We start from the raw sequence: 23,098 nt of genomic DNA on the forward strand, positions 1-23,098 counted from the left end.
CCCGGCCCTCGACCACGGTGTCAGCGCTTGTCGTCCGAGGGCTCCTTCGGGCGTGCCTGCTCCGCCGGTCCGCGCCGCACCGAGCCCGGAGCGTTCCACTCCTGCCGCTTGCGGGCCCGCTTCTTCGCCACCTCGGAGGACTGGAGCTGGTAGGGGACGGACGTGACCATGATGCCCGGCGTGAACAGCAGCCGGCCCTTCAGGCGCAGCGCGCTCTGGTTGTGCAGGAAGTGCTCGTACCAGTGGCCGACGACGTACTCGGGGATGATCACCGACACGGCGTCGCGCGGCGACTCCCGTCGCAGGCTCTTGACGTACTCGATGACCGGCCGCGTGACCTCGCGGTACGGCGAGTCGAGGACCTTCAGCGGTACGTCGATGCCGCGCCGCTCCCATTCGGCGCGCAGTGCCTTCGTCTCGGCCGGGTCGACGTTGACCGTGAGCGCCTCCAGTGTGTCGGAGCGCATCAGCTTGGCGTAGGCCAGGGCGCGCAGCGTCGGACGGTGGATCTTGGAGATCAGCAGCACGGAGTGCACGCGCGAGGGGCGGACGCTGTCGTCGCTGGGGCCCTCGGGGGCGACGAGTTCCGCGGCCACGCTGTCGTAGTGGCGGCGGATCGCGGTCATCGTGCCGTAGAAGATCACCATGCCGAGCAGGGCGACCCAGGCGCCGTGGGTGAACTTGGTGATGAGGACGACGACCAGGACCAGGCCGGTGAAGAAGGCACCGAAGGTGTTGATCGCGCGGGAGCGGACCATGTGACGGCGCTTGCCGGGGTCGGTCTCGGTGGCCAGGTGGCGGTTCCAGTGCCGGACCATGCCGGTCTGGCTGAGCGTGAAGGACACGAACACGCCGACGATGTACAGCTGGATCAGGCGGGTGGAGTCGGCGCCGTAGATGACGATCAGCAGGGTCGCCGCGCCGGCCAGGAGCACGATGCCGTTGGAGAAGGCGAGCCGGTCGCCGCGGGTGTGCAGCTGGCGGGGCAGGTAGCGGTCCTGGGCGAGGATCGAGCCGAGCACCGGGAAGCCGTTGTAGGCGGTGTTGGCCGCGAGGAACAGCACCAGGGCGGTCGCCGCGGCGAGCACGATGAACAGGAAGCTGCCCTTGCCGAAGACGGCCTCGGCGACCTGGGTGATGACCGGGTTCTGGACGTAGTCGGCCCCGACCGCGGCGCCGTTCCGCACCAGGTCGACGGCCGGGTTCTCGGCCATGCGGACGTCGGTGACCAGGGCCAGGACGATGATGCCGCAGAACATGGTGACGGCCAGCAGGCCCATCATCGCGAGCGTGGTCGCCGCGTTCTTCGACTTGGGCTTGCGGAAGGCCGGCACGCCGTTGGAGATCGCCTCCACGCCGGTGAGCGCGGCACAGCCGGAGGAGAAGGCGCGCAGCATGAGGAAGAACAGGGCGAAGCCCGCGAGCCCCTGGTGTTCGGGCTTGATCGTGTAGTCGGCGGTCGGCGCCCGCATGGTGTCGCCCAGGACCAGCGTCCGGAAGGCGCCCCACGCGATCATGATGAAGACGCCCACGACGAACACGTACGTCGGGATCGCGAAGAGCTTGCCGGACTCCTTGACGCCCCGCAGGTTCATCAGCGTGAGCAGGACCACGACGGCGACCGCGCAGGCCACCTTGTGCTCGACGACGAAGGGGATGGCGGAGCCGAGGTTCTCGATGCCGGAGGAGATCGAGACGGCGACGGTCAGGACGTAGTCGACGAGCAGCGCGCTCGCGACGGTCAGGCCGGCCTTGGCGCCGAGGTTGGTCGTGGCCACCTCGTAGTCACCGCCGCCGCTGGGGTACGCGTGGACGTTCTGCCGATAGGAGGCCACCACCGTGAACATCAGCACGACGACCGCGAGGGCGATCCACGGGCTGAGGTGGTACGCCGACACGCCCGCGATGGACAGGACCAGCAACACCTCCCCGGGCGCGTAGGCCACGGAGGAGAGCGGGTCGGAGGCGAAGACGGGGAGGGCGATGCGCTTCGGCAGGAGCGTTTCTCCGAGCCGATCACTGCGCAGTGCGCGCCCGATCAGAATCCGTTTGGGCACGTCGGTCAGTTTGGACACAACAGTGCATCGTAGGCCTTCGAACTGAAGATCGCCCACCTCCCCCCGGGCTCGGTCGAGCCGGATGTCGGAACACCTCTGCCTCACGGGTGAATTCGGCGGGGCGCCCGCTGCGGATTCCGTGGCCGCGCCGATCGTCATGCCTATATGACAATCCCCCGCCCGCTGCCGCCCTTCGGAGGTTCCATGCACGCGACCGCTGAGCTCATCGGCGCCGTCGGCAGCCTCGTCGGCCTCGGAATCCTCACCCTCCTCAGTCTGTGCAGCATCCGCCGTCGCTGATCCGTGTCCCGTGCACGGGGGTGCCCCGCGCGCACCGCGCCTGTGTAGCTTGGTCGACGGTCTGAGACCCTGTTCAGGCAACGTCAGCAACTCCTGACCTCGGAAGGACGGTCGTGCACATCGTCATCATGGGCTGCGGCAGAGTGGGTTCCGCCCTCGCGCAGACCCTGGAGCAGCAGGGGCACACGGTCGCCGTGATCGACCAGGACCCCACCGCCTTCCGCCGTCTCGGCTCCTCGTTCGGTGGCCGCCGGGTCACCGGAGTCGGCTTCGACCAGGACACCCTGCGCGAGGCGGGCATCGAGGAGGCGGGCGCCTTCGCCGCCGTCTCCAGCGGCGACAACTCCAACATCATCGCGGCCCGGGTGGCCCGTGAGATGTTCGGCATCGAGAACGTGGCCGCCCGCATCTACGACCCCCGCCGCGCCGAGGTCTACCAGCGCCTGGGCATCCCGACGGTGGCCACGGTCCGCTGGACGGCCGACCAGATGCTGCGCCGGCTGCTGCCCTCGGGCGCCGAGCCGCTGTGGCGTGACCCCACCGGCGGTGTCCAGCTCGCCGAGGTGCACGCCTCCTCCGCCTGGGTGGGCCACAAGATCAGCAAGCTGCAGGAGGAGACGGGCGTCCGGGTGGCGTTCCTGACCCGCCTCGGCGAGGCCATCCTGCCCACCTCGCAGACGGTGCTGCAGGAGGGTGATCTGGTGCACGTGATGATGCGTACGGACGACGTCGAGAAGGTCGAGGCGTCCTTCGCCGAAGGCCCCGCCGAGGAGGGCGGTCACTGATGAGGGTCGCCATTGCCGGAGCCGGAGCGGTCGGCCGCTCGATCGCGGGCGAGCTGCTGGAGAACGGCCACGAGGTGCTCCTCGTCGACAAGGCGCCGACCGCCATCTCGGTCGAGCGCGTCCCGCAGGCGGAGTGGCTCCTCGCCGACGCCTGCGAGATCACGTCCCTGGACGAGGCGGCCCTCCAGCGCTGCAACGTCGTGATCGCCGCGACCGGCGACGACAAGGTCAACCTGGTCGTGTCGCTGCTCGCGAAGACGGAGTACGGGGTCCCGCGCGTCGTCGCCCGCGTCAACAACCCCAAGAACGAGTGGCTCTTCAACGAGTCCTGGGGCGTGGACGTGGCCGTCTCCACCCCGCGCCTGATGTCGGCCCTGGTCGAGGAGGCGGTGAGCGTCGGCGACCTGGTCCGCCTGCTCCGCTTCAGCCACGGCGACGCCAACCTCGTCGAACTGACCCTCCCCGAGGAATCGGCGCTGGCCGGCACGCAGGTCGGCGACGTGGAGTGGCCCGAGGACACCTCCCTGGTCACCATCATCCGCGGCACGCGTGTCCTCACTCCGTCCCGCGAGGACTCCCTGGAGCCCGGCGACGAGCTCCTCTTCGTGGCCGCCCAGGCCCGCGAGGAACAGTTGGAGGACCTGCTGTCGGTGCGCCGCGAGGACACCACCGGCTGAGCCGAGGCCCCCGCGACTCGCGGGGGCCGACGGTGAAGGGCGCCCCTGATCCCAGGGGCGCCCTTCGTCGTACGGGGTCTGCTACGGGGTTGCAGCGCGGCCCGCGCGGTACCGCGGCAGTGAACGGTGGCTTCCTGGACCGTCCAGCCCAGGAGGGCCTTGTGCGGCGTACGCAGCTCGGCGTACGCAGCTCGGCTCCTACGGCGCGGCCCGCGGGGTACCGCGGCAGTGAACGGTGGCTTCCTGGACCGTCCAGCCCAGGAGGGCCTTGTGCGGCGTACGCAGCTCGGCGTACGCAGCTCGGCGTACGCAGCTCGGCTCCTACGGCGCGGCCCGCGGGGCGTGGCTCGCCGGCCTGCGCCGTGCGGCGACCCGCGCGGCGGGGGCCGATCCCGTGCGTCACGGCAACGCGGCGCGGCCGACCCGGTGCCGCCTACACGTCCCGGCGGTGTCGGCCGCCGCTCACCTCGTCCCGCTCCGCGGCCGCCGCCTTCCGCTCCGCCTCGGCCTTCTCCTCGGCCTCCATCTCGGCGAAGACGTCGATCGGCGCGGGCGCCTTGGCCAGGAACACCCAGGTCAGCCAGACGGCCAGCAGGAACGGCGGGATCTTCAGGGCGACCAGGACCCAGCCCAGCTGCGTCGTGTCGGCCCACCAGTACAGCGGGAACAGGATCGCGCACTTGGCGAGCAGGATCAGACCCCATGCGTAACTGGCCTTGGCGTACGCCTTCTTGCGGCCGGGGTTGCGGGTCCGCCAGGAGAGGTTCTCCTTGAAGACCGGCCCGAGGATCAGCCCGAGCAACGGCACCCCGCACAGCGTCGTGATGATGTACGCCAGTGCCAGACCCAGCGTGTAGAGCATGCCGGGCAGGTAGAAGTCCTTGGCGTTGCCGGTCATCATCGCGAACACGACACCGAAGGCGACGCCGAAGACACCGCTGAAGGCGTGCTTCACGGTGTCCCTCATCGCCAGACGGACCACGACCAGGACCAGCGACACCGCCAGGGCGGCGATCGCCGACATGTGCAGGTCTTTGTTGATCGTGTAGATCGTGACGAAGAGGAGGCCGGGCAGAACCGTCTCGACCATGCCCCGCACTCCGCCGAACGCCTCGAACAGCGCGGCTTCCGTCACCGCCCGCGCGTCGTCCTGCTGAGTGTCTTCGGTCGGCTTGTCGAGTGACGTCACCGGCTACTCCCTACCGAGGGGTCTCAGTTCGTACTTGGGATTGAACAGCACCCGGCGACCCCGGCTCATCGAGATCCGGCCCGATGCGATGAGGCGGCGCCCCGGCTCTATGCCGACGATGGAACGCCGGCCCAGCCACACCACGTCCAGCGCGGCGGAGCCGTCGAACAGCTCGGCCTCCAGGGCCGGGACTCCGGCGCGCGGCCGCAGGGTGACCGTGCGCAAGGTACCAGTAACCGTCACGATCTGGCGGTCCTGGCAGTCCCCGATCTTGATGCAGCCCGCGGTCTCGGCGTCCTCCCGCAGCTCCTCGGACTCCAGGTCCTCCTGCGACGAGGAGAGCCGGTCGAGCATGCGCCGGAACCGGCCCACCGGCTTTTCGGAACGAGGAACAGCACTCATGTCTGAAGCCTACCGGGGCACATCGACCGGGCCGTAGCCGCGGTGGTGAGGCCCCCGAGAGCCTCACTTCTCGAACCGGTAGCCCATGCCCGGCTCGGTGATGAAGTGCTTGGGGTGTGACGGATCCGCCTCGAGCTTTCTCCGCAACTGCGCCATGTACACGCGCAGATAGTTGGTCTCCGTCCCGTACGACGGCCCCCACACCTCCTGCAGGAGCCGTCTCTGGCCGACCAGACGGCCGGTGTTGCGCACCAGCACCTCCAGCAGATGCCATTCGGTGGGTGTCAGCCGCACGTCCCTGCCGTCCCGGTTCACCTTCTTCGCAGCCAGGTCGACGGTGAACGCGTCGGTCTCCACCAGGACGTCGTCCCCCTCACCCCCGGCGGGTTCGGCCCGGCGTACGGCGGCCCGCAGCCGGGCCAGCAGCTCGTCCATGCCGAAGGGCTTGGTGACGTAGTCGTCGGCGCCCGCGTCGAGCGCCTCGACCTTCTCGTCGGAGGAGTGCCGGGCGGACAGCACCAGGATCGGCACCCGGGTCCAGCCGCGCAGCCCCTTGATCACCTCCACGCCGTCCATGTCGGGCAGCCCCAGGTCGAGGACCACGACGTCCGGGTGGCGGGCGGCGGCGAGCCGGAGCGCGGTGGCCCCGTCGTGGGCCGCGTCCACGTCGTACTTGCGCGCCCTGAGGTTGATCACGAGGGCGCGCACGATCTGCGGCTCGTCGTCGATCACGAGCACCCGGGTCATGAGGACTGCCTTTCGGACGGAGGTGCGGGGCGCTCCGCGGGCGCGCCGTCGAGGGCGGGGGGCCGGGTGGGCGCGGCGGGGCCTTGTCCCTCACCGGCCGACGCGGCACGGGCCGCACCCAGTGGTGCCCGCCCCGCGGGCGTCTCGTGGCCGGGGTCCGGCGGACGGCCCGGCCCGGCCGTCCCGCGGTCCTGAGCCGCCCGCACGGTGAGCACCATGGTGAGGCCGCCGCCGGGCGTGTCCTCGGCGGTGAGCGTGCCTCCCATCGCCTCGGCGAACCCGCGGGCGACCGCGAGCCCCAGTCCCACTCCCGCGCCCCGCGGAGCGTCCCCGTACCGCTGGAAGGGCGCGAAGATCCGCTCCTTCGCCTCGTCCGGCACTCCTGGCCCGCGGTCCACCACTCGCACCTCGACCCGGTCGGCGAGGGCACTCGCCGAGACGAGGACCTGGGCACCGGCGGGACTGTACTTCACCGCGTTCTCCACGAGGTTGGCCACCGCCCGCTCCAGCAGCCCGGCGTCCACGGCGACCATGGGCAGGGTCTCGGGCACGTCCAGCTCCGCGCTGCCCTCGGGGACCCCGCCGAGCGCCATCGGCACCACCTCGTCGAGGTCGGTCTCCCGGATGATCGGCGTGACCGTGCCGGTCTGGAGGCGGGACATGTCGAGCAGGTTGCCGACGAGGTGGTCGAGCCGGTCGGCGCCCTCCTCGATGCCTTGGAGCAGCTCCGCCCGGTCCTCCTCGGACCAGTCCACGTCGTCGGAGCGGAGGCTGGAGACCGCCGCCTTGATCCCGGCCAGCGGCGTGCGCAGGTCGTGGCTGACGGCGGCCAGCAGTGCCGTACGGATGCGGTTGCCCTCGGCGAGCGCCCGCGCCCGGTCGGCCTCCTCCCGGAGGCGCCGTCGGTCCAGGACGACGACGGCCTGCGCGGCGAAGGCGGCGAGCACCCGTCGGTCCTCGGCGGGCAGCACGCGCCCGGTGAGCGCCAGCGCCAGACGGTCGCCGACCGGCACGTCCACGTCGGCGTCCTCCGGGCGCCGCACCGGCCGGTCGAGGCCGGCGTGGCCGACGCAGGTCCACGGTTCCCTGTCGTTGGCCCGCTCCAGCAGCGCTGCCGACTCCATGCCGAAGGTCTCCCGCACCCGCTCCAGCAGCGCCTCCAGGCTGGTCTCACCCCGCAGGACGTTGCCCGCGAGGTAGGAGAGGATCTCCGACTCGGCGCGCAGCCGGGCCGCCTGGTGCGTGCGCCGGGCCGCGAGGTCGACCACCGACGCCACGGACACCCCGACGCCGACGAAGATCACGATGGCGACGACGTTCCTGGGGTCGGCGATCCTCCAGTGGTGCAGCGGCGGTGTGTAGAAGTAGTTCAGCAGCAGCGAGCCGGCGGCCGCCGAGGCCAGCGCCGGCAGCAGTCCGCCGAGCAGCGCCGCCGCGACGGTGACGGTCAGGAACAGCAGCATGTCGTTGGCGAGGCCGAGGTGCACGGTGTTCAGCAGCAGCGCCATCAGCGCGGGCCCCGCCAGGCCGACCAGCCAGCCCCAGGCGATCCGGGCCCGCCCGAGCCGGGCTCCGCGGGCCACCGGCAGTCCACGCCCCCTGGCGGCCTCCTCGTGGGTGACGATGTGCACGTCGAGGTCGGACCCCGACTCGCGGGCGACCGTCGCGCCGACCCCCGGACCGAGGACGTACTGCCAGGCCTTGCGGCGGGAGGAGCCGAGGACGATCTGGGTGGCGTTGGCCCCGCGCGCGAACGCGAGCAGCGCGGCCGGGATGTCGTCGCCCACGACGTGGTGGAAGGTGCCGCCCAGGTCCTCGACCAGGGTGCGCTGGACGGCGAGTTCCTTCGGTGAGGCGGAGGTCGGTCCGTCGCTGCGCGCGATGTACACGGCGAGCACCTCGCCCCCGGCGCCCTTCTCCGCCAGCCGCGCCGCCCGCCGGATCAGCGTCCGCCCCTCCGGGCCGCCCGTCAGCCCCACCACGATCCGCTCGCGCGAGCCCCATATCGCCGAGACCCGGTGCTCGCTGCGGTACTGCTGGAGGTACTCGTCGACCCGGTCGGCCACCCACAGCAGTGCCAGCTCCCGCAGGGCGGTGAGGTTGCCGGGGCGGAAGTAGTGGGACAGGGCGGCATCGACCTTGTCCGACCGGTGGACGTTGCCGTGCGCCACTCGTCGGCGCAGGGCCTGCGGTGACATGTCGACGAGCTCGATCTGGTCGGCCCGCCGCACGAACTCGTCGGGGACGGTCTCCTGCTGGCGCACCCCGGTGATCGACTCCACGACGTCGCCCAGGGACTCCAGGTGCTGGATGTTCACGGTCGAGATCACGTCGACGCCCGCCGCGAGCAGTGCTTCCACGTCCTGCCAGCGCTTGGCGTGGCGCGAGCCGGGGACGTTGGTGTGGGCCAGCTCGTCCACCAGGGCGATCCGGGGGCGGCGGGCGAGGACGGCGTCCACGTCCATCTCCGTGAAGCTCCCGCCCCGGTGTTCCAGCTCCTGGCGGGGAACCTTCTCCAGGCCGTGGAGCATCCGCTCGGTGCGGGGCCGGTCGTGGTGCTCCACCACGGCCACCACGCAGTCCGTACCGCGCTCGACGCGTCGGTGGGCCTCGGACAGCATCGCGTAGGTCTTGCCCACGCCCGGTGCCGCACCGAGGTAGATCCGAAGCTTGCCGCGTGCCATGGCCTCATCGTCTTCCTGGGTCTGCTGCCTGCGCAGCGTCGACCTTACGGCCGGAGGAGACGGCGCAACGGGTGTGGAGGAGGGCAGCGGACACCTTTGACGCAACCCTGACGCGGTGGGCACCCCACAGGTCGACCCGGTCATGAGCGCTCCCCCTCGCCTGTCTCGCTTCCCTTCACTCGTTCATCGGACGAGACCCCCGGATCGGTTCACGCGGTGCCGTACCCGTGCGTCAGCCCCCCGGGCGACGGAGAGGTTGTTGCTGCCGGCCGGGCGGTTCCGCGGGGCCGGGTCCGCGGGGCCGGGGTCCGCGTGTGCCGCACAACCGTCTCGGCCTCGAGATGACGAGCCGACCTCGGTGACCGGACCGAGCCCCGGTTTCGGCGCACCCCGGCAGAGCCGGCTCGGGGCGCGGCGCCGAGCCGGTGGCGGGCGTGGAAGCCGCGGGCGGGGCATAGTCGCTCGCCGACGCCCGTGCCGTACCGGTCCTGTCCTTGGATGCGGCTGGTCTCGGCGACGTGGCCGATCGCCGCGACCCCGTGATCGGTGTGCGTGCTCCGTCACCGTCAAGGGAGCGCGCACGACGAAGGGCCGCACCCCCGTCGGGGGTGCGGCCCTTACTGCGTCGGGTCAGCGGACCTCGGTGATCTCCGGTCCGCGCTGCAACTGTCCCATGCCGCCGGAGAACCGGGATCCGGCCTCCTCCTGCTGGACGCCCTCGGGGACCATCTGGGCGTCGTTCGGCAGCTTGAGGACGATGGGGTCGCGGGGGGCCATCGGGCCGTCGCCGCGGACCACGACGGTGTCCCGGAAGATCTGCTCCAGCAGGCCGGCGGCCTGCGGCTGCACCGCGCCCTGGCCGGAGATCACTCCGCGCAGGAACCAGCGCGGGCCGTCGACGCCGACGAACCGCACGACGTGGAACCCGCCCGTGCCGTCCGGCAGCTGCACCGGCACCTGAGCCCGCAGCTCCCAGCCCAGCGGGCCTTCGACCTCGTCGACGATGCCGCCCTGTTGGGTGATGCCGGAGCCGATCTCCTCGCGGACCTCGCCCCAGATGCCCTCGCGCTTGGGTGCGGCGAAGGCCTGCAGCTGGATGGCGCTGTCGCGCAGCACGACGGTGGCCGCGACGATCGCGTCGCCCGCGACCTCGACCCGCAGCTCCATGCCGTCGACGCCGGGCACGAAGAGCCCGCCCAGGTCCACGCGGCCCTCGCCGGGCTCGCGCACCTCCGAGCTGTCCCAGGGCCCGTCGGGCCGCGGCTCGGGCTCGAGCCTCACGCGCTCACGCACGCCGTCTTCCTCGTCCGCCTCAGTGTCGACACTGTCGACGACCTGCTCGGCCTCGCCGGCCGCGTCGTCGGCGGCACCCTTCTTCTTGCGACGTCCGAACACGTCACTGTCCTTCCCGGTCGGATACGACCGAAGCGTATCGATTCCCACCCGTCGCGCCGCCCACGGCGGCCTGACCGATTGTGCCGCCCCCGTCGTCCACGGCGGCGTGGCCACCGGTGGACCCGAAGCCCCCCTCGGCCCGCGCCGAGCCGGGAAGCTCCGCCACCTCATGGAAGCGGACCTTCTCGACCTGCTGGACGACCAGTTGGGCAATCCGGTCGAAGCGCTCGAACCGCACGGACTCGCGCGGGTCGAGATTCACCACGATCACCTTGATCTCCCCACGGTACCCGGCATCAACCGTCCCCGGGGCATTCACGAGGGCGACGCCGCACCGGGCGGCGAGCCCCGACCGCGGGTGCACGAAGGCCGCGTACCCCTCGGGCAGCGCGACGGACACACCCGTGGGCAGTACGGCCCGCTCCCCCGGGGCCAGTTCGCACTCCTCGGTGGTCCGCAGATCGGCCCCCGCGTCGCCGGGATGCGCGTACGTGGGAAGGGGCACGTCGGGGTCGACGCGCCGGATCAGGACGTCCACGGGATCACGGCTCACGGGTTCACCTCGAAGGCGCGGGCGCGCCGGACCTGGTCCGGGTCGCTCATGGCGGCCTGGATCTCTTCCTCACGGCCGTGCTGCACGAAGTGCTGCACCTCGACCTCGATGAACAACGCGTCCGCGCGGACCGCCACGGGCCCGTCCGGGCCGCCGATGCGTCCGGTGGCCGTCGAGTAGATCTTGCGCCCGGCCACCGCCGTGACCTCGGCCTCCAGGTACAGCGTGGTGCCGACGGGCACCGGCCGCACGAAGTCGCTCTCGAGACGGCCGGTCACGGCGATCGTCCGCAGCAGCCAGTTGAGGGAACCGAGCGTCTCGTCGAGCGCGCTCACCAGGACCCCGCCGTGCGCCAGCCCGGGCGCCCCCTGGTGGGCGGGCTGCACGGTGAACTCGGCGGTGACGCTGACGCCTTGGCCGGCCCGCGCCTCCAGGTGCAGCCCGTGCTGCTGCCCGCCCCCGCACCCGAAACACTGTTCGTAGTGGGCGCCGAGAGGCTCGCCGGGCACGGGGGCACCGGGGTGCCGAACCGGTTTCACGGCGTGGGCCGGAGGCTGAAGAGCTGCGGAAGTACCACTCACAGCCGCAGACCTTACCCGCGCGTCCTCCATATCCGGACACCATGCCAAGCTTGAGTCCATGCAGCTCTCCGCCGCCCCCTACGAAGAACGACTCACCGCCCCCCGCTCGTGGTGGCTCATCTCGTTCCTCGTCGGCGTCTCCATGGCCCTGATCCTGCTGCCGTTCGGCACCCTGCCGATGCTCGGCGGCCTCGCGGGCGGCACCGCCGTGGCGGCCGTCATGGCCAGCTCCTACGGCTCCGTGCGCATCCGCGTGGTGGGCGACTCCCTGATCGCGGGCGAGGCGAAGATCCCGCTCGCCGCACTCGGCGAGGCGGAAGTCCTCGGCCCCGAGGAGGCGCGCGCCTGGCGCACCTACAAGGCCGACACCAGGGCGTTCCTGCTGCTGCGCGCCTACATCCCCACGGCGCTGCGCGTGCAGGTCACCGACCCGGACGACCCGACGCCCTATCTGTACCTGTCGACGCGAGAGCCGGAGCGCCTGGCCGAGGCTCTGCGGGCGGCACGGGAGACGGCCGCGTAGACGCAGCACGGGGGCGGGCGGGCGATACGCGGCCTTCGCCGGTGCGCCGCAGACGCGGTGTGAGGATCCCGGCCCGACGTACGTGGCGGCACGGGAACGGGCGGCAGGACACGGCCCCGCCCGCCGGTGCGGTGGGGGCGACGCTGACGGCGTGCGCTGCTGCGTCGGCGAGGCGGCGAGGGCAAAAAATCCGCCTGCGCCGCGCAAAAAAACTCCCCAGCCCCCGAGGTTCAGTTCCCCGCGGCCCCCGGCCCCCGAGTCCTCGGCAGTCCCGCCGGCCTGTCAGCCCTCGAGCCCCTTGGGATTCTCCCCCTCGTCGAGAGGCAACGGGTGCTCCGGCTTCTCCAGCGGTGGGAGGGCGGGCAGGGCGTCCCACGGCACCTGGACCTTGCGCAGGTCGGCGCGGATCTTCGAGGCCAGCTTCTTGGTGTCGCGCCGGTTCATGACCGCGCCCACCGCCGCACCCACCAGGAACGGCATCAGGTTCGGCAGGTCGCGGATCATCCGCTTCATGATCTGCTGGCGGAGCTCCCGCTTCAGCTGGCCGCCCAGGGCCGAGTTGAGCGAGGCGGGTTTGAGCAGGTCGACGCCGCGCTCGCCCGACCACGAGCGCAGGTAGGCGGTGGAGCGCTCCATCAAGGTCCCCGGCGGTCGTACGCCGTAGACCTCGTGCAGTTCGGCGATCAGCTTCAGCTCGATCGCCGCGACGCCGGTGATCTCCGCGGCGATCTCGGTCGGCATCGCCGGCGGCACGGGGAACATGGCCGCCGCGCCGACACCGGCCCCGACGGTGGACGTGGCGTTCGCCGCGCCCGCCACGAGCTTGTCGGCGAGCTGCTCCGGCCCGAGACCGGGGAACTGCCGACGCAGCGTCTGGAGGTCCCGTACGGGGACCCGGGGGGCGAGCTCGATGATCCGGTCGGCGAGGTACGCCAGGCCCGCCCTGGCGCGGTCACCGCCCTTGCGGACGCCTTCCCTGGCCAGATCCACGGCCTTGTCCCGGATGACGGCCGCCCGTCGCCTGGCGACGGGCGCACCGCCCCGGGCCGGAGCCGGGAGGCCGCCCCCGTCCCCCGTCTGTTCGAGCGAGGCCGATCCCGCAGGGAGCATCTCCCCACCGGATGAGCCTCGCTCGTCGTCACGCACGCCGTGAGGGCCGTCGGACGGCCCCTTGTCCGCTGCCCGCAGGGGGAAGCGGCGCTTCCGAGGAGGGGTCGAGCCAGTCATGGCCGACCCGCCCTCAGTCGCAGTCGCGGCAGATCGGCTGGCCGTTCTTCTCGCGGGCCAGCTGGCTGCGGTGATGCACCAGGAAGCAGCTCATGCACGTGAACTCGTCCTGCTGCTTGGGAAGAACCCGAACCGCCAACTCCTCATTGGAGAGGTCGGCACCGGGCAGTTCCAGGCCCTCCGCGGCCTCGAACTCGTCGACGTCCACTGCGGAGGCGGACTTGTCGTTCCGCCGGGCCTTCAGCTCTTCAAGGCTGTCGGAGTCGACATCGTCATCGGTCTTGCGTGGGGTGTCGTAATCGGTTGCCATTTCGCCTCTCCCCCTCTGGGTGTCTGCGGTGTCTCCAGCGCACGTAACGCGTGAGAGGCCGGACTTGTGCCCGCCTCGAGGCGGAGATTTTGCCTCACATCAAGGTCTGTTACTCAATCGACACCCAACCGGACTCCTCACGGGTGATCGGGTTGGATGGCGATCGGGACCGTACACGGTCCGAACGTCGCACTTCAAAGGCACCTCACCGTGTACTTCCCGTGATCAGGACCCCTGAAAACCCGGAGTTTACGGGCTTTTCGAAGGGCAACATGATCACGGAGAGTAGATGGCCGGAAAATTGCCCCTGTGATCGATCACACACACGAAGGTTGCTTCCGAGGTCTGAAAATTCCGCGCAAAGCGAACACCCCCGAGTGTGTCGGCGACATGATCTCAGAGAGGCAGGGAAACCCGCATCACGAGCCCCCCTCCCTCACGCGGTTGGGCCACGATGACCCCGCCGTGCGCCCGGGCCACGGACCGCACGATGGACAGTCCGAGCCCGACCCCCTTGTCGCTTCCCGTGCGCTCCGTCCGCAGCCGTCGGAACGGCTCGAAGAGGTTGTCGATCTCGTACGCCGGCACGACCGGGCCCGTGTTCGACACCACCAGGAGCGCCTGTCCGTGCTGCACCTCGGTGGTCACCTCGACCCAGCCGTCCTCCGGCACGTTGTAGCGCACCGCGTTCTGCAGCAGGTTCAGGGCGATCCTCTCCAGCAGCACGCCGTTGCCCTGGACCACGGCCGACCCGCGCCTGCCGCGGATCTCCACGCCCTTGGCCTCGGCCTCGCCGTGCACCTGGTCGATGGCCTGCCCGGCGACCTCGGCCAGGTCGACCGGTTTGCGCTCGACGATCTGGTTGTCGCTGCGGGCGAGCAGCAGCAGGCCTTCCACGAGCTGCTCGCTGCGCTCGTTGGTGGCCAGCAGCGTCTTGCCGAGCTGTTGCAGCTCCACGGGCGCGTGGGGGTCGGAGAGGTGCACCTCGAGCAGCGTGCGGTTGATCGCGAGCGGTGTTCTCAGCTCGTGCGAGGCGTTGCCCACGAAGCGCTGCTGGGCCGTGAAGGCACGCTGCAGACGCTCCAGCATGTCGTCGAAGGTGTCGGCCAGCTCCTTCAGCTCGTCGTCCGGTCCGTCCAGCTCGATACGGCGGGACAGGTCCGAGCCCGCCACCGCGCGCGCGGTGCGGGTGATCCGGCCGAGCGGGGACAGCACCCGGCCCGCCATCGCGTAGCCGAAGGCGAAGGCGATCACGGCGAGGCCGAGGAGGGCCAGCAGGGAGCGGCTGAGCAGGTCGTCCAGCACGGCCTGGCGCTGGCGGTCGATGCAGTCGCTGATCGCCGCGTTGAACTGCGTGAGCGTCAGACCGCTGGCGTTGTTGATCGCCGGGCAGTTGTCGCTGGCGACGCTGATGTTGGTGCCGCCGACGATCTTGTACAGCGGGGCGTTGCCCGTGTTCACGGCCTGGGCCGCGAGCAGGTAGATGATCGACAGCAGCAGGATGCCGGCGATCAGGAACATCCCGCCGTAGAGCAGTGTGAGCCGTATGCGGATGGTCGGGCGCAGCCAGGGGAACGGCGGCTGCGCCCTGCGGGGATCCCAGGTGGGCTTGGGGGGCGCCTGGGGAGGCGCGGGTGTCGTGGCCACGGGGATCAGATCCGGTAACCGGAGCCGGGCACGGTGACGATCACGGGCGGTTCGCCGAGCTTGCGGCGCAGGGTCATGACGGTCACGCGCACGACGTTGGTGAACGGATCGGTGTTCTCGTCCCAGGCCTTCTCCAGGAGCTGCTCGGCGGAGACGACGGCGCCCTCGCTGCGCATCAGCACCTCCAGCACGGCGAACTCCTTGGGCGCGAGCTGCACCTCCTTGCCGTCGCGGAAGACCTCGCGGCGGTTCGGGTCGAGCTTGATGCCGGCGCGTTCCAGGACGGGCGGCAGGGGCACGCTGGTGCGCCGGCCGAGGGCGCGCACGCGGGCGATGAGCTCGCTGAAGGCGAAGGGCTTGGGGAGGTAGTCGTCGGCGCCGATCTCCAGGCCCTCGACGCGGTCGCTGACGTCGCCGGACGCCGTCAGCATCAGCACGCGCGTGGGCATACCGAGTTCGACGATCTTGCGGCAGACGTCGTCGCCGTGCACGAGCGGGAGGTCGCGGTCGAGGACGACCACGTCGTAGTCGTTGACGCCGATGCGCTCCAGGGCGGCCGCACCGTCGTACACGACGTCGACGGCCATGGCCTCCCGGCGCAGTCCGGTGGCCACCGCATCGGCGAGCAGCTGCTCGTCCTCGACGACGAGTACGCGCACGTCGCTGTCCTTCCTGTGTCCACCCGCGCAGCGCTTCGAGCACCGGCGCGAGCAGGGGTGATGGTGAGTGTGTGCCCTCCATCCTGCCCTTTTCGGTCATAAGTCGGCGGTAAGGGGTCCCAAGGCGGCTGAGGCCCGGTGAGCACCGGATGAAGGGCGGGTGTGAAGCCCGGGAAGGCGAGATTTTCTCGTGCGGTCGAGGTTTCCGCGGGAGGGAGCGGGGGGAGGACGGCTTTACACCCCGCGATCACGCTCTGCATGTGCCGCAGCACCATGTGGTACTCAGCGTTCCGCTTGCCGCAGAGTGGGCGTGGGTGTCCGGCACCGTCGCCGCCCGGCCCGGGCAGCGCTGGGCACCCACAGGAGACGTGATCGCCCCTTCCCACTGGCACACCCCCGTGCCATCGACCCACGACCCAGGACGAGGGGGCGCAGCATGGACGCATTCACCGCAGGACTTCTGCAGCGCATAAAGGCGACCGAGTCCGACCTGACGCGGGCTCGCGACGAGGGCGACGACTTCCTCGTCGAGGTGGAGCAGGGCGAGCTCGACGACCTGCGCCGCCTCGCCGCCGAGCACGGTGTGGAGGTCGGCGCGACGAGCGTCTGAGCGGTTCGCGCACGCGACGGAGGGGCCCCGGCGAATCCAGCGCCGGGGCCCCTCCGTCGTGTCCGGGGCGCGACTCAGTCGTGCCAGGCGCCGAAGTCCTCCAGCAGCCGCTGGAGGGGCTCGAAGACACCCGGGGTGCCCGCGATCGTCAGCTCGCCCGAGGGGCGCTCTCCGGGGCGTCCACCGGTCAGCGCGCCCGCCTCCCGCGCGATCAGGTCGCCCGCCGCGAGGTCCCAGGGGTGCAGACCGCGCTCGTAGTAGGCGTCCAGGCGGCCGGCGGCCACGTCGCACAGGTCGATCGCCGCCGAGCCGCCCCGCCGGATGTCCCGCACCAGGGGGAGCAGCTCCCGCACGACGTCGGCCTGGTGCGCGCGGACCGCGGTGACGTAGTTGAAGCCGGTGGAGACCAGGGCCTGCCCGAGGGGGGCCGTCGGCCGGCAGGCCAGGGCCCGCTCGCCGTCCCAGGAGCCGCTCGCCCAGGCGCCGCGACCGCGCACGGCGTGGTACGTCTCGCCGCGCATCGGGATCGCGACGACGCCGACGACGGTCTCCCCGTGCTGTTCGGCCGCGACGGAGACGGCCCAGGTGGGCAGTCCGTAGAGGTAGTTGACCGTGCCGTCGAGCGGGTCGATCACCCAGCGGACACCGCTGCTGCCCTCGCTGGCGGTGCCCTCCTCGCCGAGGAAGCCGTCGTCGGGGCGGTGCTCGGAGATCAGGCCGGTGATCAGCTTCTCGGCGGCGATGTCCATCTCGGTGACCACGTCGATCGGGCTCGACTTGGTGGCGGCGACCGCGAGGTCGGCCGGGCGGCCGTCGCGCAGCAGCTCACCGGCCCGGCGGGCGGCCTCCCGGGCGAGCTGGAGCAGGTCGCTGTGCAGGGGGTCGGTCACGGTGCTCCTCACGCGTAGGGGCTGTCGGCGCCCGCGGCGGCGGGCCTGGCGGCGCGGGCCGGGCAGCAGCCGACCGGACAGAGATCGTGGCTCGCGCGGAGCGCGCCGAGGGCGCACGGCGTGACGTCCCGGCCGCTCTCGGTCGCGGCGCGCTCCAGGACGAGGTCGCGGACGGCGGCGGCGAAGCGCGGGTCGGCTCCGACGGTGGCGGAGCGGCGCACCGGCAGGCCCAGCTCCTCGGCCTTGGCCTTCGCCTCCGTGTCGAGGTCGTAGAGGACCTCCATGTGGTCGGAGACGAAGCCGATGGGCGCCATCACGACGGCCGGGACGCCGGCCGCGTGCCGCTCCGCCAGGTGGTCGCAGATGTCGGGCTCCAGCCAGGGGATGTGCGGGGCGCCGGAGCGGGACTGGTAGACGAGCTGCCAGGGGTGGTCGACGCCGGTGCGCTCCCGGACGGCGTCGGCGACCGTCCGCGCGACGTCCAGGTGCTGCCGCACGTACGCGCCGCCGTCGCCGTGGTCCCCGACCGGGCCGGAGGTGTCGGCGGAGGCCGTCGGGATCGAGTGGGTCGTGAACGCGATGTGCGCGCCGTCGCGGACGTCCTCGGGGAGGTCGGCGAGGGACTCGGTCACCCCGTCGATCACGGGCTCCAGGAAGCCGGGGTGGTTGAAGTAGTGCCGGAGCTTGTCGATCTTCGGCAGCGGGAGGCCCTCGGACTCCAGGGCGGCGAGCGCGTCGGCGAGGTTCTCGCGGTACTGGCGGCAGCCGGAGTACGAGGCGTACGCGCTGGTGGCGAGGACGAGGACGCGGCGGCGGCCGTCGCCGACCATCTCGCGCAGGGTGTCCGTCAGGTACGGGGCCCAGTTGCGGTTGCCCCAGTAGACCGGCAGGTTCAGGCCGTGGTCGGCGAAGTCCTTGCGCAGCGCGTCCAGCAGGGCGCGGTTCTGGTCGTTGATGGGGCTGACCCCGCCGAACAGGAAGTAGTGCCGTCCGACCTCTTTGAGGCGTTCCTTCGGGATGCCGCGCCCACGCGTCACGTTCTCCAGGAACGGGACCACGTCGTCCGGGCCTTCCGGGCCGCCGAAGGAGAGCAGGAGCAGGGCGTCGTAGGGGGTGGCATCGAGCGCGTCTGGCATGTCTCGATCCTGCCACCCGGCACTGACAGCCGGAAAACCGCGGGGTGTCGCCCGCACGAGGGCGCCGGGCGGCTTCGGCGGGTCCGAAAGGGACCGCCCGATCGAACGGATGCGCGGGTTGTGCGTTAGGGTTGCCTAACTCGTAAGCTGTATGGGCGGTATTGACGCCTTACCAGTCCTGTCACGGTCCCTGCACGCCCCACCGAGCCCCCGCAGAGCCTCGTTCCCTCGCGCGTGCCCAGCCGCCCCGCACGCGTGACCGGACCCACCGGAGACCTCCGTGCCCAGCCCGTACCGCGCCCTGTTCGCCGCCCCCGGCTCCAGGGCCTTCTCCGCCGCCGGGTTCCTCGGCCGGATGCCGCTGTCGATGATGGGTATCGGCGTGGTCACGATGGTCTCCCAGCTCACCGGCCGCTACGGGCTCGCGGGCGCCCTGTCGGCGACCATCGCCCTGTCGGCCGCGGTGCTCGGGCCGCAGATCTCGCGCCTGGTGGACCGGCACGGGCAGCGCCGGGTGCTGCGGCCCGCGACGCTGTGCGCGCTGGCCGCGTCGGCCGGACTGCTGCTGACGGCCCACTTCGGCCGGCCGGACTGGCTGCTCTTCGTGTGCGCCGCCGGCATCGGGGCCGTGCCCAGTCTCGGAGCGATGATCCGGGCCCGCTGGGCGGCCCTGTACCGCGGGGCTCCGCAGCTGCACACCGCGTACTCGTTCGAGTCCGTGGTCGACGAAGTGTGTTTCATCTTCGGGCCGATCATCTCCATCGGCCTGTCCACCGCCTGGTTCCCCGAGGCCGGACCGCTGCTGGCGGCCTGCTTCCTCGCCGTCGGGGTCTTCTGGCTGACCGCGCAGCGGGCCACCGAGCCGGAGCCGCTCCCGCGCGAGAAGCAGGGCGGCGGCACGGCACTGCGCTCGCCCGGTCTGCAGGTTCTGGCGGCCACCTTCGTGGCGACCGGGACGATCTTCGGAGCCGTCGACGTGGTCACCGTCGCCTTCGCCGACGAACGGGGTCACCAGGGCGCGGCGAGCGTCGTCCTGGCGCTGTACGCGGCGGGTTCCTGCGCGGCCGGCCTGGTGTTCGGCCTGCTGCGCCCGGAGGGGGCGCCGGAACGCCGCTGGTTGTTGGGCGTGTTCATGATGGCCGTGAGTATGATCCCCCTCCTACTGGTCGGAAACTTGCCGTTTCTGGCCGTGGCGCTCTTCGTAGCGGGTCTGGCCATCGCTCCCACGATGATCACGACCATGTCCCTCATCGAAGAGCACGTACCACGTGCGCAACTGACCGAGGGCATGACCTGGGTGGGCACCGGGCTCGCGGTCGGGGTCGCGCTCGGCTCCTCACTCGCCGGCTGGGTCATCGACGCGGCCGGCGCGCGGGCCGGGTACGGGGTTCCGGCGATCTCCGGGGCCGTCGCGGTCGCGGTGGGTTTTCTGGGGTACCGCCGGCTCAGCAGGCCGGCGCCGGGTCGTGGAGGCACCGTTGAGCAGCACAGCGAGCGGGAAGAACGGCACGTGGCGTAACTGGGGCGGCAATGTGGTCGCCCGCCCCGCGCGGGAGGTCGCGCCCGCCTCCGTCGAGGAGCTCTCGGCGGCCGTGCGCCGGGCCGCCGAGGACGGTCTGAAGGTCAAGGCGGTCGGCACCGGCCACTCCTTCACGTCGATAGCCTCGACCGACGGTGTGTTGATCCGCCCTCACCTGCTGACCGGCATCCGTCACATTGATCGTGACTCCATGACCGTGACGGTCGAGGCCGGCACCCCGCTCAAGAGACTCAACATGGCCCTGGCACGCGAAGGGCTGTCGCTCACCAACATGGGCGACATCATGGAGCAGACGGTCTCCGGGGCCACCAGCACCGGCACCCACGGCACGGGCCGTGAGTCGGCCTCCATCGCGGCGCAGATCAGGGGCCTGGAACTGGTCACGGCCGACGGCTCCGTCCTCACCTGCTCCGAGAAGGAGAACCCGGAGGTCTTCGCGGCGGCCCGCATCGGCCTCGGCGCCCTCGGCGTCGTCACCGCGATCACCTTCGCCGTGGAGCCGGTCTTCCTGCTCACCGCGCGCGAGGAGCCGATGCCGTTCGACAAGGTCCTCGCCGATTTCGACGAACTGTGGGCCGAGAACGAGCACTTCGAGTTCTACTGGTTCCCGCACACCGGCAGCACCAACACCAAGCGCAACAACCGCAGCGCAGGCCCGCGCAGGCCCGTGGGGCAGGTCGCGGGCTGGTTCGAGGACGAGTTCCTCTCCAACGGCGTCTTCCAGGCGGCCCAGTGGGTCGGCCGGGCGGTGCCGGCCACGATCCCGACGATCGCCCAGGTCTCCAGCAAGGCCCTGTCCTCGCGGACCTACACGGACATCCCCTACAAGGTCTTCACCTCCCCGCGCCGGGTCCGGTTCGTGGAGATGGAGTACGCCGTCCCGCGCGAGGCCGTGACCGAGGTGCTGCGCGAGCTCAGGACGACGGTCGAGCGCTCGGGCCTGCGGATCAGCTTCCCCGTGGAGGTGCGCACCGCGCCCGCCGACGACATCACGCTGTCCACCGCCTCGGGCCGCGACAGCGCGTACGTCGCCGTCCACATGGTCAGGGGCACTCCCTACCAGAGGTACTTCACCGGCGCCGAGCGCATCTTCACCGCGCACGAGGGCCGGCCGCACTGGGGCAAGGTGCACACGCGCGACGCGGAGTACTTCGCCGGTGTCTACCCGCGCTTCGCCGAGTTCACGGCGTTGCGGGACCGTCTGGATCCGGACCGCCGGTTCCACAACGACTACCTGCGAAGGGTTTTGGGGGCGTAGCGGACCGGGTGGCGCGGGGGGCTCGGAGCTGTCGTGCTCCCGGTGGCCGCGCGGGCCGGTTCCGTCGTCGCGGCGCCCGGGTCGCCCTCGCCGCCGGCCGGCCCACCGTCGCGCCGGCACCACCGCCGAGGCCGGTGCCCGACACCGTCTCGTGGTCGGTGATCCCGCTCCTCGTGACCCCGAGGACGACAGCCGCCGCGACGACCGGCCGTGTCCGGCTCCTCTTCACGCGCGCGGTGGACGGTTCCCCGCGAGGACGGGCCGGGGACCGGCGCGGCGGTCCACCTCGGCCGGCCACCACCGCGGCCACGGCGCCGCGCATCGACCTGAGGCACCCTCAGCGCGAACCCGCCACCTCCTCCCCCGTGCTCGAGTCCTCACCGACGAGGGGCCGTTCACGCATTGAGGTGACTTTCCTGACTTTCCCGTCTCAGGCGACTTCTCCCCTTTGATCGACCAACCGCACGAGATGGGGACGCCCGACCGAAACGATGAGTTCCGTTTCCGGGGATTACGTGAAGTACGCCACGTCCAAGATCGCGGAAACCGCTTGCGGTGCGGCCAAGTACCACCTCTTGCCCGAAGTTGGGCGGCGTGCCAATCCACGCACGTGGCCCAAATGGAGTACTGTTGCGAGCCCTGGGTCCGGTCTCCCGCCTGGGCGTCCGGGGCCTTGCCGGACCGTCAGGAGGGGAGATTGTCGCTCAGGGTGACGGAGTTGGTCACTCAGCGTGGCGAAGAAGTAACCGTGCCATAACGGCGATCCAGGGCCCGCGCCCGACACGCCGGGCAACTCGGCAAGGTTGTGGCAGGCTGCACCCGGGCAGGCCACACTCGACTAGCGGAAGCAGCGACGCACGTGACGTCGGCAGGCACCACCCGGGAGGTCCCCATGCCCGAACTGCGTGTCGTGGCCGTCTCGAATGACGGCACACGGCTGGTGCTGAAGGCTGCGGACAGCACGGAGTACACGCTTCCGATCGACGAGCGTCTGCGCGCCGCCGTCCGCGGCGACCGTCCCCGCCTCGGCCAGATCGAGATCGAGGTGGAGAGCCATCTCCGCCCCCGTGACATCCAGGCGCGTATACGTGCGGGCGCCACGGCGGAGGAAGTCGCCCAGATGGCCGGCATCCCCGTCGATCGCGTACGCCGTTTCGAGGGTCCCGTGCTGGCCGAGCGTGCCTTCATGGCCGAGCGGGCCCGCAAGACCCCGGTCCGTCGGCCCGGTGAGAACACCGGACCACAGCTCGGCGAGGCCGTCCAGGAGCGGCTGTTGCTGCGCGGCGCCGAGAAGGACACCGTCCAGTGGGACTCCTGGCGCCGCGACGACGGCACCTGGGAGGTCATGCTGGTCTACCGGGTCGCGGGCGAACCGCACTCGGCGAGCTGGACCTACGACCCGCCCCGGCGGCTCGTCCAGGCCGTCGACGAGGAGGCGCGCTCGCTGATCGGCGAATCCGACGACCTCGCCGCGCCCGAGCCCAGCTTCCCCTTCGTCCCCCGGATCGCCCGGCTGCCGCGCGAGCGTTCGATGGATCGCGCCCTCGAGCGGCCGAGCCTGCCCGCACAGGCGTCCGAGCCGGCCGAGGAGAGCACCCCGGAGCGCGAACGGGACTCGCTGACCAGCCTGTTGGAAGCGGTGCCGAGCTTCCGCGGTGACCTCGTCGTCCCGGAACGCCCCGCGGAGGAGCCCGAGGAGCCCGTGGAGGAGCCGGCCGCCGAGGAACCCCCGGCACCCGCCGCGTCCGCCGGTTCCGCCTATGCCGACGTCCTCATGCCGCCGCGCTCCGTCGGCAGTCACCGCGACCGGCTCATCGGCGCCACCGACCGCCAGGCCGAGGCCGACGGCGTCCGCCCCGGCCGCCGCGCGGCCGTTCCGAGCTGGGACGAGATCGTGTTCGGGACCCGGCGCAAGAAACAGGAGTAGG

At 71.5% G+C, this 23,098-nt stretch carries 21 protein-coding genes; 7 read left to right on the forward strand and 14 right to left on the reverse strand.

The genetic code is table 11. The features are described from left to right. Positions 1 to 20 precede the first annotated feature (20 nt). Positions 21 to 2,075: an APC family permease gene (locus ACZ4YY_RS28180; RefSeq protein WP_468296146.1), complete on the reverse strand. Its 2,055-nt coding sequence runs from the start codon at positions 2,073 to 2,075 to the stop codon at positions 21 to 23. A gap of 395 nt (positions 2,076 to 2,470) precedes the next feature. Here ACZ4YY_RS28180 and ACZ4YY_RS28185 point away from each other — a divergent pair, with 395 nt between their 5' ends. Continuing rightward, a complete protein-coding gene (locus tag ACZ4YY_RS28185) occupies positions 2,471 to 3,142 on the forward strand; it encodes a potassium channel family protein (RefSeq protein WP_468296149.1) in 672 nt (223 codons plus the stop codon). Further along, positions 3,142 to 3,819: a potassium channel family protein gene (locus ACZ4YY_RS28190; RefSeq protein WP_468296154.1), complete on the forward strand. Its 678-nt coding sequence runs from the start codon at positions 3,142 to 3,144 to the stop codon at positions 3,817 to 3,819. Before ACZ4YY_RS28185 ends, ACZ4YY_RS28190 begins: the two co-directional genes overlap by 1 nt. A 433-nt stretch (positions 3,820 to 4,252) precedes the next feature. Here the strand turns inward: ACZ4YY_RS28190 and ACZ4YY_RS28195 are convergent, their stop codons facing one another. The 7 genes from ACZ4YY_RS28195 to ACZ4YY_RS28225 all read right to left on the reverse strand — a co-directional run bounded on the left by ACZ4YY_RS28195 (position 4,253) and on the right by ACZ4YY_RS28225 (position 11,370). Further along, the gene (locus ACZ4YY_RS28195) at positions 4,253 to 5,008 is read right to left on the reverse strand and encodes a DUF3159 domain-containing protein (RefSeq protein WP_468296156.1); all 756 of its coding nucleotides are present in this window, start codon (positions 5,006 to 5,008) and stop codon (positions 4,253 to 4,255) included. Between the two features lie 3 nt (positions 5,009 to 5,011). Continuing rightward, a complete protein-coding gene (locus ACZ4YY_RS28200) occupies positions 5,012 to 5,410 on the reverse strand; it encodes an OB-fold nucleic acid binding domain-containing protein (protein ID WP_468296159.1) in 399 nt (132 codons plus the stop codon). A 63-nt stretch (positions 5,411 to 5,473) separates the two neighbouring features. Beyond that, entirely contained in the window at positions 5,474 to 6,157 is a 684-nt protein-coding gene (locus ACZ4YY_RS28205) for a response regulator (RefSeq protein WP_468296162.1), read from the reverse strand. After that, on the reverse strand, positions 6,154 to 8,841 hold the full coding sequence (locus ACZ4YY_RS28210) for an ATP-binding protein (RefSeq protein ID WP_468296165.1): 2,688 nt from the start codon (positions 8,839 to 8,841) through the stop codon (positions 6,154 to 6,156). Before ACZ4YY_RS28210 ends, ACZ4YY_RS28205 begins: the two co-directional genes overlap by 4 nt. Before the next feature lie 630 nt (positions 8,842 to 9,471). Next, entirely contained in the window at positions 9,472 to 10,236 is a 765-nt protein-coding gene (locus ACZ4YY_RS28215) for a DUF3710 domain-containing protein (RefSeq protein WP_468296171.1), read from the reverse strand. 1 nt (position 10,237) lies between these two features. After that, complete coding sequence (gene dut, locus ACZ4YY_RS28220; protein WP_468296175.1) at positions 10,238 to 10,789, reverse strand: dUTP diphosphatase; 552 nt, start codon at positions 10,787 to 10,789, stop codon at positions 10,238 to 10,240. Next, positions 10,786 to 11,370 (reverse strand): PaaI family thioesterase, encoded by a 585-nt coding sequence (locus ACZ4YY_RS28225; RefSeq protein ID WP_468296178.1) that lies wholly within the window; start codon positions 11,368 to 11,370, stop codon positions 10,786 to 10,788. The genes dut and ACZ4YY_RS28225 overlap by 4 nt, the downstream gene beginning before the upstream one ends. Positions 11,371 to 11,428: 58 nt before the next feature. Between ACZ4YY_RS28225 and ACZ4YY_RS28230 the strand changes: the two genes are divergently transcribed. Next, positions 11,429 to 11,893 carry a DUF3093 domain-containing protein gene (locus ACZ4YY_RS28230; RefSeq protein WP_468296183.1) on the forward strand — a complete coding sequence of 155 codons (465 nt, stop codon included), beginning with the start codon at positions 11,429 to 11,431 and terminating at the stop codon, positions 11,891 to 11,893. Positions 11,894 to 12,175: 282 nt separating this feature from the next. On the opposite strand, the gene ACZ4YY_RS28235 is transcribed toward ACZ4YY_RS28230, so the two are convergent. From ACZ4YY_RS28235 to ACZ4YY_RS28250, 4 genes are all read right to left on the reverse strand, one after another. Next, positions 12,176 to 13,120, reverse strand: a complete 945-nt coding sequence (locus ACZ4YY_RS28235) for a hypothetical protein (RefSeq protein ID WP_468296187.1) — start codon at positions 13,118 to 13,120, stop codon at positions 12,176 to 12,178. Positions 13,121 to 13,133: 13 nt separating this feature from the next. Further along, entirely contained in the window at positions 13,134 to 13,430 is a 297-nt protein-coding gene (locus ACZ4YY_RS28240) for a DUF4193 domain-containing protein (protein WP_003993510.1), read from the reverse strand. A gap of 396 nt (positions 13,431 to 13,826) precedes the next feature. After that, positions 13,827 to 15,077: a sensor histidine kinase gene (locus ACZ4YY_RS28245; protein ID WP_468296190.1), complete on the reverse strand. Its 1,251-nt coding sequence runs from the start codon at positions 15,075 to 15,077 to the stop codon at positions 13,827 to 13,829. A 5-nt stretch (positions 15,078 to 15,082) separates the two neighbouring features. Beyond that, positions 15,083 to 15,736 (reverse strand): response regulator transcription factor, encoded by a 654-nt coding sequence (locus ACZ4YY_RS28250; RefSeq protein WP_003993508.1) that lies wholly within the window; start codon positions 15,734 to 15,736, stop codon positions 15,083 to 15,085. Positions 15,737 to 16,172: 436 nt separating this feature from the next. On the opposite strand from ACZ4YY_RS28250, the gene ACZ4YY_RS28255 reads away from it, so the two are divergent. Further along, on the forward strand, positions 16,173 to 16,346 hold the full coding sequence (locus tag ACZ4YY_RS28255; protein WP_194039889.1) for a hypothetical protein: 174 nt from the start codon (positions 16,173 to 16,175) through the stop codon (positions 16,344 to 16,346). A gap of 74 nt (positions 16,347 to 16,420) precedes the next feature. Here ACZ4YY_RS28255 and ACZ4YY_RS28260 read toward each other — a convergent pair whose 3' ends face one another. Both ACZ4YY_RS28260 and ACZ4YY_RS28265 read right to left on the reverse strand, forming a co-directional pair. Then, on the reverse strand, positions 16,421 to 17,236 hold the full coding sequence (locus ACZ4YY_RS28260) for an inositol monophosphatase family protein (protein ID WP_468296197.1): 816 nt from the start codon (positions 17,234 to 17,236) through the stop codon (positions 16,421 to 16,423). A gap of 8 nt (positions 17,237 to 17,244) precedes the next feature. Next, on the reverse strand, positions 17,245 to 18,372 hold the full coding sequence (locus tag ACZ4YY_RS28265; RefSeq protein WP_468296202.1) for a ferrochelatase: 1,128 nt from the start codon (positions 18,370 to 18,372) through the stop codon (positions 17,245 to 17,247). A gap of 280 nt (positions 18,373 to 18,652) precedes the next feature. On the opposite strand from ACZ4YY_RS28265, the gene ACZ4YY_RS28270 reads away from it, so the two are divergent. The 3 genes from ACZ4YY_RS28270 (at position 18,653) to sepH (ending at position 23,097) form a co-directional block, all read left to right on the forward strand. Next, entirely contained in the window at positions 18,653 to 19,891 is a 1,239-nt protein-coding gene (locus tag ACZ4YY_RS28270; protein WP_468296205.1) for an MFS transporter, read from the forward strand. Beyond that, positions 19,851 to 21,170: a D-arabinono-1,4-lactone oxidase gene (locus tag ACZ4YY_RS28275; RefSeq protein ID WP_468296208.1), complete on the forward strand. Its 1,320-nt coding sequence runs from the start codon at positions 19,851 to 19,853 to the stop codon at positions 21,168 to 21,170. Before ACZ4YY_RS28270 ends, ACZ4YY_RS28275 begins: the two co-directional genes overlap by 41 nt. 892 nt (positions 21,171 to 22,062) lie before the next feature. Next, positions 22,063 to 23,097 carry a septation protein SepH gene (sepH, locus tag ACZ4YY_RS28280; RefSeq protein ID WP_468296210.1) on the forward strand — a complete coding sequence of 345 codons (1,035 nt, stop codon included), beginning with the start codon at positions 22,063 to 22,065 and terminating at the stop codon, positions 23,095 to 23,097. Position 23,098: the final 1 nt, after the last annotated feature.

This window comes from Streptomyces sp. NPDC030143 (genome assembly GCF_055573695.1).